At 53.5% G+C, this 11704-nt stretch carries 15 protein-coding genes and 1 pseudogene; 11 read left to right on the top strand and 5 right to left on the bottom strand.

Annotated features, from left to right (window positions below; translation table 11 throughout):
• Nucleotides 1-320: 320 nt before the first annotated feature.
• Together SJI19_RS23915 and SJI19_RS23910 are read right to left on the bottom strand one after the other, a co-directional pair.
• Entirely contained in the window at nt 321-857 is a 537-nt protein-coding gene (locus tag SJI19_RS23915; RefSeq protein WP_323480746.1) for a carboxymuconolactone decarboxylase family protein, read from the bottom strand.
• 50 nt (nt 858-907) lie between these two features.
• A complete protein-coding gene (locus SJI19_RS23910; RefSeq protein WP_323480745.1) occupies nt 908-1657 on the bottom strand; it encodes a glucose 1-dehydrogenase in 750 nt (249 codons plus the stop codon).
• A 111-nt stretch (nt 1658-1768) separates the two neighbouring features.
• On the opposite strand from SJI19_RS23910, the gene SJI19_RS23905 reads away from it, so the two are divergent.
• The gene (locus SJI19_RS23905) at nt 1769-2683 is read left to right on the top strand and encodes a LysR family transcriptional regulator (RefSeq protein ID WP_323480744.1); all 915 of its coding nucleotides are present in this window, start codon (nt 1769-1771) and stop codon (nt 2681-2683) included.
• Nucleotides 2684-2848: 165 nt separating this feature from the next.
• Here SJI19_RS23905 and SJI19_RS23900 read toward each other — a convergent pair whose 3' ends face one another.
• The 3 genes from SJI19_RS23900 to SJI19_RS23890 all read right to left on the bottom strand — a co-directional run bounded on the left by SJI19_RS23900 (nt 2849) and on the right by SJI19_RS23890 (nt 4588).
• Entirely contained in the window at nt 2849-3070 is a 222-nt protein-coding gene (locus tag SJI19_RS23900) for a pentapeptide MXKDX repeat protein (RefSeq protein WP_323480743.1), read from the bottom strand.
• A gap of 78 nt (nt 3071-3148) precedes the next feature.
• Nucleotides 3149-3952 carry a molybdopterin-dependent oxidoreductase gene (locus SJI19_RS23895; protein WP_323480742.1) on the bottom strand — a complete coding sequence of 268 codons (804 nt, stop codon included), beginning with the start codon at nt 3950-3952 and terminating at the stop codon, nt 3149-3151.
• A gap of 9 nt (nt 3953-3961) precedes the next feature.
• A complete protein-coding gene (locus SJI19_RS23890; protein WP_323480741.1) occupies nt 3962-4588 on the bottom strand; it encodes a cytochrome b/b6 domain-containing protein in 627 nt (208 codons plus the stop codon).
• A gap of 153 nt (nt 4589-4741) precedes the next feature.
• Here SJI19_RS23890 and SJI19_RS23885 point away from each other — a divergent pair, with 153 nt between their 5' ends.
• The 10 genes and pseudogenes from SJI19_RS23885 to SJI19_RS23840 all read left to right on the top strand — a co-directional run bounded on the left by SJI19_RS23885 (nt 4742) and on the right by SJI19_RS23840 (nt 11500).
• Nucleotides 4742-5464, top strand: a complete 723-nt coding sequence (locus tag SJI19_RS23885) for a response regulator transcription factor (RefSeq protein WP_323480740.1) — start codon at nt 4742-4744, stop codon at nt 5462-5464.
• 3 nt (nt 5465-5467) lie between these two features.
• Nucleotides 5468-6334 (top strand): annotated as a pseudogene (locus SJI19_RS23880) (HAMP domain-containing protein); the annotation flags it as partial.
• A 64-nt stretch (nt 6335-6398) separates the two neighbouring features.
• Nucleotides 6399-7481: a hypothetical protein gene (locus tag SJI19_RS23875; RefSeq protein WP_323480739.1), complete on the top strand. Its 1083-nt coding sequence runs from the start codon at nt 6399-6401 to the stop codon at nt 7479-7481.
• A complete protein-coding gene (locus SJI19_RS23870; RefSeq protein WP_323480738.1) occupies nt 7471-7716 on the top strand; it encodes a TraR/DksA C4-type zinc finger protein in 246 nt (81 codons plus the stop codon). The genes SJI19_RS23875 and SJI19_RS23870 overlap by 11 nt, the downstream gene beginning before the upstream one ends.
• Nucleotides 7706-8458, top strand: coding sequence for a DUF2786 domain-containing protein (locus tag SJI19_RS23865; protein WP_323480737.1), 753 nt, complete (start codon nt 7706-7708; stop codon nt 8456-8458). Before SJI19_RS23870 ends, SJI19_RS23865 begins: the two co-directional genes overlap by 11 nt.
• 87 nt (nt 8459-8545) lie before the next feature.
• A complete protein-coding gene (locus tag SJI19_RS23860) occupies nt 8546-9127 on the top strand; it encodes a DUF2857 domain-containing protein (protein ID WP_162367013.1) in 582 nt (193 codons plus the stop codon).
• A gap of 95 nt (nt 9128-9222) precedes the next feature.
• Complete coding sequence (locus SJI19_RS23855) at nt 9223-9357, top strand: hypothetical protein (RefSeq protein WP_323480736.1); 135 nt, start codon at nt 9223-9225, stop codon at nt 9355-9357.
• A gap of 110 nt (nt 9358-9467) precedes the next feature.
• Nucleotides 9468-10703, top strand: a complete 1236-nt coding sequence (locus SJI19_RS23850) for an STY4528 family pathogenicity island replication protein (RefSeq protein WP_323480747.1) — start codon at nt 9468-9470, stop codon at nt 10701-10703.
• Between the two features lie 229 nt (nt 10704-10932).
• Nucleotides 10933-11199, top strand: coding sequence for a type II toxin-antitoxin system RelB/DinJ family antitoxin (locus SJI19_RS23845; protein WP_323480735.1), 267 nt, complete (start codon nt 10933-10935; stop codon nt 11197-11199).
• Nucleotides 11192-11500 (top strand): type II toxin-antitoxin system YafQ family toxin, encoded by a 309-nt coding sequence (locus tag SJI19_RS23840; protein WP_323480734.1) that lies wholly within the window; start codon nt 11192-11194, stop codon nt 11498-11500. Before SJI19_RS23845 ends, SJI19_RS23840 begins: the two co-directional genes overlap by 8 nt.
• The last annotated feature ends 204 nt before the right edge of the window (nt 11501-11704 follow it).

The raw sequence follows: 11704 nt of genomic DNA, 5'->3' as shown, positions 1-11704 counted from the left end.
GAAACGCAAAGTGTTCCCGACGGATGACTCGGTACGCAAAGTGATTTATCTTGCGATACAGTCGGCGTCGAAAAAATGGAGCATGCCGATTCAAAACTGGCGGCTGGCAATGAGTCGATTTATTATTGTGTTCGGTGACCGACTGAACGGTCACATTTAATAGGGTGGCAATTACACAGAATTATTTACAGGGTCTAAGGTCACGGCCGTCAGCAGCTCGACGAAAATGCCCAGCGCAAGACTTTTTGCATCGGCTTTGTTCTTTTGCTGGGACCGTACTGGAATAGTGTTTTACTTGGCACTTTCCTTGCTCTGTCAAATCAATCAAGCTTCGGGGCAGCAGGAAAGTCCACTGGAATTTTCGTGGTCGAGTGCAGGTAGTTGCTTACAGTCTTGTCGCCAATAATGACGATAGTATCCACCAGATTTTCCTTCGTCCAACCTGCGGCAAAGAATGCTTCGACCAAGGCTTGATCAACGTGGCCGCGGCTTTGCGTGATGCCTTTGGTCAAGCGGGCTAACGCATCGAGCTTGGGGTCGAAGTTGGCGTGGCCATGACGGATTTCGATGATTTGCTCATCGGTGAAGCCATTCATTTTTCCAAGCATGGTGTGTGCGGCCAGGCAATACTCACATTCATTGACTTGGCTGACGACGAGATTAACAGCCTCGCGAGCCTTGCCGGAGACGCTGCTCTTCGCGTTTTGAAATGCCAGGTAAGTGGCGAGTGCTGTCCCCGAGTGGGCAAACGTGGCGAAGAGGTTGGGGACCATGCCAAGGCTTTTTTTGAGGTTGTCAAAAATAGCTTGGTTGGTTGCGCTGACTTCTTCGCGGGTGGGAACGTTTATCATGGTCATGGTGATCTCCTTGTGGCGGTTGAAAAACGGGGGTGAGATTTGAATTGCGCTTACTGTGCGGTATAGCCGCCATCAACTGCGATGGACTGTCCAGTAATGTAGGACGTCTTGGCGGATGCGATAAAAACAATCGTCTCGGCGATCTCGTCCACTGTCGCTGCGCGTTTGGCTGGAATGCTTGCGAGAAATCCGGCCTTGGCGGTTTCGCTGCGACCGACAAAACGGTCGAGCATGTCGGTTGCCACGGGACCCGGTGCTACTGCGTTGACGCGCACGCCGAAGGCTGCACCTTCTAATGCCGAACTCTTGGTTAACCCCTCGACGGCAAACTTGCTGGCGGCGTAGACGGAGGCGCCGGCCATGCCGATCTGGCCCGCTATTGAGGACAGATTGACGATGGAGCCGTGGCCTTGGGCCTGCATGGCGCGCATTTCATGCTTAATCGACAACAGCGTACCCAGCACGTTCGTCGAGAACGTGGCGTGGTAGTTATCCACGCTTTGTTCGGTGATTGGGCCCACCATCCCTTCCGTACCTGCGTTGTTAACGGCAATGTCGATCTTGCCGAATAGGCTGACGGTCTTTTCGACAAGGTTTTGAACCTCCGCCTCGTTGGCAACATCCGCTTTAACGAATTCGGCCTTGCCACCGAGCAAACGAAGTTCAATGGCCAGCGCGGCGCCAGCCTCCTCACGCCGTCCGCTGACGATCACGTTGGCGCCGAGTTTTGCGAAAGCGAAGGCGGTTGCACGGCCGATTCCGGTCAGTGCGCCGGTGATAAGGACTGTGGTTTGGTTCATGTTTACTCCGGGTTAGAAGATTGATAGCGCTACTTTGACTGATTCCTTTTGGTTGGTATAGACTGGTTTTAGTCATATCAATTAGTAGTAAATGGAATAGATGGGGTGGATATGGACAAGCTTTCTGCAATGGGCACTTTTGTGCGAGTGGTCGAATCTGGCAGTTTTTCCGCCGTGGCGGACGAGATACGGACCACCCAAAGCGCTGTCAGCAAGCAGGTGGCCGCTTTGGAGAAGGCGTTGGGGACAAAGCTGCTTGTCAGAACCACGCGCTCTCTTGCCCTGACCGAAGAGGGCGAGCGTTATTTTGAGCAGGCCCGAAGGTTGGTCGCCGAAATTGCGGAGGCGGAGTCGGGCCTGATCACCGGAGAGGGCCAACTACGCGGCTGGATTCGGGTGGCAGCCTCGGTGGGTTTTGGCCGTTTGAAGTTGATGCCGTTGGTGAGGTCGTTTATGGCGGCGCATCCCGACGTCAAAATCGACCTGCGGCTAAATGATGGTTTTATCGACTTGGTTGAGCAGGGCATTGATGTTTCGGTTCGGATCGGCGAGCTGCGGGACAGCGGACTGATCGCACGGCGCATTGGCACCTCCCATCGCATGCTGCTTGCCAGCCGAGACTACCTGCGATCCCTTCCCAAAGGCATTCGCGCTCCCGTCAATCCGCAAGACCTACAAGCACATGACTGCATTGTTTACACCGGGATGTTCAACAGCAATGTGTGGACATTCACGGCAGGAGCAGGCGCGTCGGAATCGAAAGGGACCATCAAGAGTATTCGTGTCGAGGGGCATATCAAGACCAACAGTAGTGAGGTACAACGCTCAGCCGTGACGACAGGAATGGGTATTGGCTTTTCGCCCACCTGGCTATTCGACGCTGAGTTGGCAAAAGGAGACGTTGTGCGACTCATGCCAGACTGGGAGTCACCCCAATCTCCCATTCATCTTGTGAGCCCACCCGAACGCAAGCATTCGGCCAAGGTCAGGGCGTTTGTCGCGCACATCGCTGCGACGCTGACTTGAGCTGAACCTCACAAAAAACTAGTGTTTCGATCAATCAAAAATGTGGAGTTACGGCCAGATTTTCATGGCATTATTGATAATAAGCGTTATAGAAACACCTCTGGCCAGAAATGACGAGAGGCGTTTTGCTTATTAATAAAGCGAATAGGTTGAAAAGCGTAAGCGTTACTGACCCATTGCGTCTTTTTTCATCGTGTCTTTCTTCATGTGATCTTTGGTCATTTTATCTTTTGACATGCAGTCCTTCCCCATGCTGTCCTTTTTCATACAGTCTTTGGATGTGTGGCCCATGCTGTCTTTTTTCGTCATTGCGTCAGCGGCATAGGTGGTGCTCACGGCACCCATCATCAGCGCGGCAGACATCATCAACACAGTTAGCTTCTTCATAGTATTTCCTTTTCCGGGTTATATTGAGGTAAAACGGCATAGAGCCTTGTATACGTAATGTCGATTCGTCGGTGAAACTCAGCTTCCGCCGAACCAGTTGTAGCCTTGATCTTCCCAGTACCCGCCAGGGTATTCATTGGTGATTTCAATAGTTTCTATGTGCTTAGGATTTTTATAACCGAGTTTGGTTGGTATCCTCAGCTTCATCGGGAAACCGTATTTTTGCGGCAAGATCTGACCATCGTAGGTCAGTGCCAGCAGGGTCTGCGGATGCAGCGCCGTCGCCATGTCGATACTGGTGTGGTACCCGTCAGCGCATTTGAAGCTGACGTATTCGGCACTGAGGTTCGCACCAATCAGGCGTAAAAAATCACCGAAAGGGACGCCACCCCATTTACCGATAGCGCTCCAGCCCTCGACACAAATATGTCGCGTCACCTGACTGACCTGCGCCATTTTGTAAAGCGTCGGCAGCGACCATTCGCGTTTATCCAACGCCAGACCGGCGATTTTCAGACGATAAGTCGTTCCGTCCACGTCAGGCGCATCGTCTTCGGCGTAAAAGGCGTTAAACGGAAACGGGCGGGTGATCATCGATTCGGCATACACCGGGGCGAGGCGCGTCGAGCCAAACAGCCAGCCCTGAACGCGATCGTTGAAGCCGGAAATCTTACCGAGCGCTTTTTCTACGCTGGCGTTATCGCTGATGTCACAGCCGGTCAGCATCGCCACGCCGCCAAGTGTCAGTCCGCGTTGTAAGAAAAGACGGCGTGACGGCGCATCGAGCTGGCGGATAATCTGTTTCTGCGCTTCATGCACAATGGCCTCGCTCTCAGCAGCACCTAAAATCGAACGGATGCTTTTTTTTATGCTGTTTTTCATCTGTTTTCCTTAGTGGCCACGTAGCATGGCAATCAGGGTTTTTGGTACCAGTGCCACCATCACCACATGCAGCGCCACAAACCCTACCAGAGCAGCCATGGCCAAAAAGTGCACATCGCGCGCGGTGTCATAACCGCCGAGCAACTCCCTCAACAGCGGGAACTGCACTGACTTCCATACCACCAGGCCGGACATGGCCAGCAGAATGCCGTCGAACATCACAAACACATAAGCCGCGCGCTGTACCATGTTGTAGTGGTGCAAATCGTTATGTTGCAGCTTGCCGTGTAATGCCGCCTGCAGGTCATTAAAAATGCCGCGCAATGTCAGCGGCCAGAATTTCTTTTTCATCCGGCCGGTGAGAATATTCATTAGTAGGTAAAACAGGCCATTGAGGCCAAACAACCACATGCCGGCGAAATGCCATTGGATGGCGCCGCCCAGCCAGCCGCCGAGGGTGACGGCTGGAGGAAATTCAAAAGCAAACAGCGGCGAAGCATTATAAATTTGCCAACCGCTGGTCACCATCACCAGCACCGCCAGCGCATTCAGCCAATGCGTCAGCCGCAGCCATAAAGGATGAACCGGTTTAGGTTTCTGTTGAGTGCCCGTAGGTAAATGGGGTTCCAGCATCATGATTTTTCCTGCCACCCGCCTTGTGATGTGGCGAGTATTGAACAGATTTGTTCCCGGAGACCTCACGCAAAGTTAAATAAAATGTGATAACTCCGGATGGGTTGCTTGTGTAGACTCAGACGGTATGGGGAAGCCACGCGTGAAGATGAACATATGGATAAATATAAAAAGATCCTGATCGTCGAAGATGACCGCGATATCGCTGAATTACTCAGCCTGCATCTGCGTGACGAAGGCTATGAAATTACCCATGCCGGCGACGGCAATCTGGGTGCGACGTTGCTGGAAAAGGGTGGCTGGGACGCATTAATCCTCGACTTGATGCTGCCGGGCGTTGATGGCTTGGAGCTTTGTCGCCGTGCCCGTAATATGACGCGCTATACGCCGATCATTATTATCAGCGCGCGTTCCAGCGAAGTGCACCGGGTACTCGGCCTGGAGCTGGGCGCCGACGATTATCTGGCGAAACCTTTCTCGATGCTGGAGCTGGTGGCGCGGGTCAAGGCGCTTTTCCGCCGTCAGGAAGCCATGAGCCGCAATTTGAAAATGGACGCCGGAACCTTGAGTTTTTCCGGGCTGACAATTGATCCGATTGCCCGAGAAGTGATGCTTAATCAGCAGCCGGTTGAGCTGACGCCACGGGAGTTTGACCTGTTGTACTTTTTTGCTAAAAATCCCGGCAAAGTGTTTTCGCGCCTCAGCCTGTTAAATCAGGTGTGGGGCTACGAGCACGAAGGGTATGAGCATACGGTGAACACCCATATCAACCGGCTGCGCATCAAGATAGATGCCAATCCGGCCGAGCCGGAGCGAATTCTGACCGTGTGGGGTAAAGGTTATAAATTCGTGTCCTCCGCTGAAGGCACGCAAGGGTAAATCATGAAAAATCTCACGCTGGCGCAAAGATTGACACTGGTATTCATGCTGTTGCTGATCGCCTGCTGCTCGCTTTCCGGTTATATGAAGGTGCGTTCCAGTAATCAATACAGTCAGTCGGTGATCCAGCGGCTGTCGGCCCATCTGGCGACGCAGATTGCCGCCAATAATCCATTGCTCAGCCAGGCGGGATTGAATCCGCAAGCGGTCCATACGTTATTTGATCAACTGATGGCGGCCAACCCGAGTGTAGAGGTGTATCTGCTGGATAAAGACGGCAATATCGTCGGCCACGCAGCCCCGGCAGGAAAACTGCAACAGCGGAAGATTGACTTAACACCGGTGAAAGCGCTGCTGAATGGCGCGAAAATGCCGGTCTATGGCGATAACCCGCGCCAGCCGCAAAACCGGCAAGTCTTTAGCGCTGCGCCATTACAGGTGGACGGTGTAACCAAAGGTTATGTGTATATTGTACTACTCGGCGACGAATACACCGCGCTGAGCAGCGATGGCCAATATCAATCGGCAATGTATCTGGCGCTGCGTTCTATGGGATTGGTGGCGTTGTTTGGTTTGCTGGCCGGTGCGTTGGCATTCCGCTGGGTAACGCGCCCGGTGCGCAAACTGACGGCGCAAATAGCCATGTTGGACAGTGGCGGTATGCAGGCCATCCAGACGCTGGCGAAAAGCGATGCGCCAGTTGGTGCTCCGCGCGATGAAGTGACGCAGTTACAGCGAGCTTTTGTCGCGCTGGCAAAACGTATTGACCAACAATGGCAAAGCTTGATGGTACAGGATCAGCAGCGGTGTGAATTTATAGCGAATATTTCCCATGACCTGCGTACACCACTGACTTCGCTGCATTGCTACCCTTAAGTTTCTCTACCCATATTTACCTGATTTACTGAAATCTGGAATGAGTCGTGCCCAGGTCATGCCTCTTTTAGCTCTGCGCTCCGCCGCAGAAAAAACGTGGTTGCAGCATTGCATTGTGGTCGAAACCAGCAAGACATTCGACGATGTTTTCAAAGCGGCGTGCTTAACGTTTAACAGCCCGGATGTCTATTCCCTGGAAATGTTTCATGATGAGCTGATTGGTGCGCTACTTAACGCATTACCACACCCATCATTGAACTATGATCGCTGGCTGATTGAGCTTGATCCCAAAGAGCAGCAACGCCGCGAACTGTATGGTGATCCATTGCCGCCACCTCCAATGCCGGCACCTGCGCCGAAGATCCTGCCGGCAGTATCTTCCATCCCCGTGACTACCCACCTTCCACCACAACCGGATGGCGCAGTGCCGGTTACCGGGCTACGCGCCGGCACACTGACCGGTCAGGCGACGAAGCCTGAGCCCGAGCGTGAAAATCCTTCCACATCGCGTACTCCCTCCTTGCCATCGGCTATTGGCATTCAGCACCTTTCAGAGGGTGACTCCACTCGCGCTTATCCCCGGACTGAGTCCCAGCCGGACCTTTACGGTGGGACTGCAGTTATTAGCGGTGAGACTGGCTACACGGCCGATCTCAGTGGAATGAACCTGTTTTCTGCGTTAGGTGAGTCCGCAGACGAGAATCCAATACGTGTCTCATCCGTCGCATTTGCGGCGACAGGTTTGGAGCCGGTCACCGATATCTGGCATATCCCGGCCCTGCAGGATGATATCGAACACCTACAGGATATGGCTTACCGGCTGGCTTTCGAACTGGCCGAAGCGATGGGCGACAAAACCGGCATCCAGGAAGACAAACATCCTAGCGCAGCAGGGTATACGGCATCACCTGGCAGCATTGACGCCTTTGTCATGTTTCTGAGTGGCATGGCCGGTAACGCCAGCAACATCCCATTCAACATGTTTGCATTCTGTCTGAATTTTTTTGGCTCTGCGGCCAAAAACGATACGCCGGTGTTAGCCGATGAGCATGTGGTGAAAATGATGCGATTGATCCGTGTGCTGCGTCGCCTGCGTGAGCTGCAGCGCGAGGTCGAGAAGGGAGGTTCCGATGACATTTGAACTCAATGATGAAATGGCGCAGGCGGCGACTGAACTACAGCTCACGACGAGCCTGAATAGCATTCTGCGTGAAGTGCGCACTGATAAACCGTCGCTGCTTTTCTGTGAAGACTGTGGTGCCGACATTCCCGAAGCGCGCCGCAAGGCGGTGCGCGGCGTCAGACTGTGTGTCGGCTGTCAGGAAGTCCAGGAATACCATCAACGTGCGGGCACCGGGGGGACAAATGAACGATAAGGACCAGGGAAAATTGCTACGTCGTATTCGTAAGCTGATGGCACTCGGCTCCCGTAATAACAACGGCCATGAGGCGGCCCGCGCGCTGCGACTGGCGCAGGTGCTGATGCAGCGACATAACCTCTCGGAGGAAGACATTACGTTGTCGGCTATTCGAGAAACCGAGTGCCGGCAGGTCTATACCGATGCCGTTAGCATCCCGGGCTGGTTGAATGCGCTGGCCACGGTCGTCTGCATGGCCACGGGGTGTCGCTGCTGGTTCGGCTGGTATTGCACAGTGACAGCGGAGGGTCGGCAGCGTGAGCGCCATTCAGTCCATTTTTACGGGCTGAATGAGCGCCCTGATGTGGCGCTGTATGCGTTCACCGTGCTGGCCCGTCAGCTTAAAGATGCGACAAAACAACACATGTACTGCGCCTATCGGTTGAAGCGCCTCAAGCTGCAAACCAAGCGTAACCGGGCAGACCAGTTTCGTGAGGGGTGGGTTGTGGGCGTATGGATAGTGCTTGAAGCCTTTGCGCCCTCAGATAAAGAAGCCGGTGTTCTGCGACACTGGCTTGCTCGACGCTGCGGTAAAAACGAACTGGCTGAAATCAGTGTGCGTGAGGCAGGGCCGTGTCGTGGGGATGTTACGGCGCGTTTGTCCGGTTGGCTGGCCGGCCGGCGCGCCGAACTGAGCCAGGGGCTTTATGGGAAACCGTCGGGGATAACGGCGCTGAGCGCAGGAGGTAACGATGAGTAATCTGCTGATTTTAATGGCCTGTATCGCCGGCTGGATGACCGATGCCTGGTTACTCGCTGATTTGGGGAATAGCGTAGGAGGTTTACTGTGAGCCAGAATTTATCGCAGGCAACAAACGCCATACTGACCCACCTGTTGATGGAGCTGAAATCCGGCAACATTCGCCGCTGTGAGGCGCTGGGCATGACTATCGACGAGGTGCGCCAACTCAGCCAACTGACCGTTGACGATCTGCACTACCTGATGCAAAGCAGCGTATCGGTACTGAACCTGAGTATTAACCACGACAATTTCTGGATCATTGTGCAGCAGGCTCGCACCGAGCAAAAGCGTATGCAGCGTATTGATCGTGCGTTGGCGCTGGGGGGATCCATTGAGCTGATGCAGACCTACTTTGGTCTCAGCGCTGCTGAGGTCAGTGCCCGACGCCGCCTTAACGGTATCGATACCCGCCAGGGTCGGACGCAGGCCCCCGACGAAGAGGCGGATGCGGGTATCTGGGTTCAATGGAACGCCTCCGGCCTGGGTACGCCTGATTCACATGAAGCGCTGGACGTGATGATGCTGGCCGCTGAACAGCATGATGTGTCGCTCACGGCGGTCTGGACACGGGTGACCGGTTGGTGCCGTGAGGCCAGGCGTAAGGGAAGTCAGCGGGAGCGAGCCTGATAGAGGTTATTGATTTTAGTCCCCGGCAATGCGTGACGTCAGCCATCCGCCGCAAGGCATGCAGCCTGATTTCTTCCCAACAAAATGGAAAAAAAGTGTGTAAACGTTTGCGGCGTAATGGCTATCTCAAGATGGATATCGGTCCGTTCTGGCGCATGCTCAGCAAGGATGGTGGTCGTCACTGGCTCTTGATGGATCACCAGACCTATAACCGTGAGATCAGGAAATAGTTTTTGGGGCCGACGATTGCCTCATAACACAGAGCGCCGGCATACCGGTACCGGGGCCACACCGGCCCCGTTGTGCTGTTTTTGTCAGGCTTAATAGAGGTAAAAAGGTGATGGGATTACCGCCCGACAGCATCGTAGCGTTCACGCTGTCCCGAATGCAGAACAGTCTCGCCAGGCGAACGTCAGAAAATGATGTGACCAGCGAGCGCAGCGGCTTACTTTTTTTAGGGAACGTGCACGACGCCTTTCCCCGCCGGTTGTTTATGGATACCCGGCTTTCTCCGTTGGATAAAACGGCCTGGGTCATGATCCGACTCTATGCACAGCAAAACGAGGGGGCCGTCTTCCCAACGTATGACGAATTGCAATTGCAATTGGCGTCCCCTCATGCGGAAAAAGCATCGAGAGAGACTATCAGCCGCGCATTATTGATGCTGCGCATTACCGGCTGGCTGAGTCTGTGCAAACGGGTACGCGATGCGCACGGCCGCGTCAGGGGAAATATTTATGCCCAGCACGATGAACCGCTCAGCTGTCGTGACGCCGAAACCTTTGACCCGGGCTGGTTAGATCTTGTGGCGACAAGCTGTGAGCACAAGAACAAAGCGGTGCGTATGATCGCATTAGCGGTACTGGAGGAAATTCGTAACGTTCCCACCATGCGTCATCGTCACTCTCGCCTGGCCATGATTGAAAATCGGCTGGGTGCTTGCGCCACGCCAGTGCAAATGGCTGCGCTGCGCAGGGCGGTTATGCCGAGTTCGAATTCCGAACTCAGTCAAAAAAATACGGAAAATAAGCAAAAAACACTGAGTTCGGTATCCGAACTCAGTCATACAACGGGGAATGAGTCACCGAGTTCGGATCCCGAACTCAGCCTGAAATCAGGCACTTACTCCGGAGTTCGAAAATCGAACCGTAACGTACGTAATTTCACACAACGTGTGAATAAAAAAACGTACGTACCGGAGGCGAACGGTGGTAAAGGCCAGTCAGGGCCCGCACTGCCCGAATCGTTGTTGGGAAGAATCCCTGCAGAGGATGCGGACATGCTAACGAGCCAGCTTGGCGCGCTGCCTGAATCTCACTCATCGGCATTGCTGGAGATGCTAACAACACAGTTGCGCCGTGGCCAATTGAGTAATCCGGTGGGTTGGCTGTTGAGCATGCTCAAGCTGGCCCGTGAAGGAAAGCTGATCATGCCTGAAATGTCTGCTACGCCGCAGCAATCTCAGCGTCAATCACCGATTCCGGCTAGCCCTGAGCGACCTGCTGAAAGGGCCTCAGCAGAACAGGTTTCCAGCGTTATTGCTGATATCCGGCGCAAATTGTGCGACAGAAAATAAGCCAGCGGACAAAAAACGAACAGTGTTGCGGGGCGCAACAGTGGCTATTTTTTGAACAGTGTTGCGGGGCGCAACAGCGGCTATTTTTTGAGCAGTGTTATGCGTCGCAACAGCGACTTTAGCGTAGGCAAATTCTCGAATTCCATGCTGCCCTTATTGAGCCATCAATGCTGTTGCTCCTAATTCTATTTGTGGGTACAATGTGTGCACAGATAAAGAGGGGTAAATCATGCAAACCAGCATCAAGGCCAGAATTTCCGATGAATTGAAGGACAACGCCAGTCAAGTCCTTAGCGATTGCGGCCTGAATGTCAGCACCGCCATTCGCCTTTTCTTGGAACAGGTTGTAAAACATCAGGGCTTACCTTTTGAGGTCAGTAATAAACCTTCAGCAAAGACAGCCGTCGCCCTGAAGGAAGCACTTGAAATTGAACGGGCGGACGAGCTTCATCATTCATCCATAGAGGGCATGCTGGGATCCATGCGGCGTGACTAATTCTAAAAGAAAAACGATCCCTCGCAGGGTAGATTACACCCGAACATTCCAAAAATCATGGGAGCGCTATAACCGGGCCGGTCGCCGTGATATGAACGCTATGGCGGACGTCATGGCCTTGATGTTTCGCAATGACATCATTCCGCCTGAATATCTGGACCATGAGTTGTCCGGTGGCGAATGGGCCGGAGCCAGAGAGCTCCACGTTGGTGGCGATTTCCTACTCATTTATCGAGTCAATGAAAGTGCCAACCTGCTGACGTTCATAGACTTGGGGACGCATGCAGAGCTCTTTGAGTAATAAATGCAATATACAGCGCTGTTACCAATACGGAGTCCAATCTAATATGACAAAAGAAAACAATCTTATGGCGGGGCTTCTCTTAATCCTTATGAAGCGCGAACTTAGCCTTACCGAGGGCGACATCATCCTTGTCCAACCTCATATTGAGGGTATGACCGTTGAAAATCCGGTGGTTGTGCCGGGATATGACCACGAACAAAT

The organism is Acerihabitans sp. TG2 (genome assembly GCF_035013185.1).
Taxonomy (GTDB): domain Bacteria; phylum Pseudomonadota; class Gammaproteobacteria; order Enterobacterales; family Enterobacteriaceae; genus Acerihabitans.
Note: the sequence above shows the minus strand (reverse complement) of the source record. Positions and strands in the feature narration are given on the sequence as shown.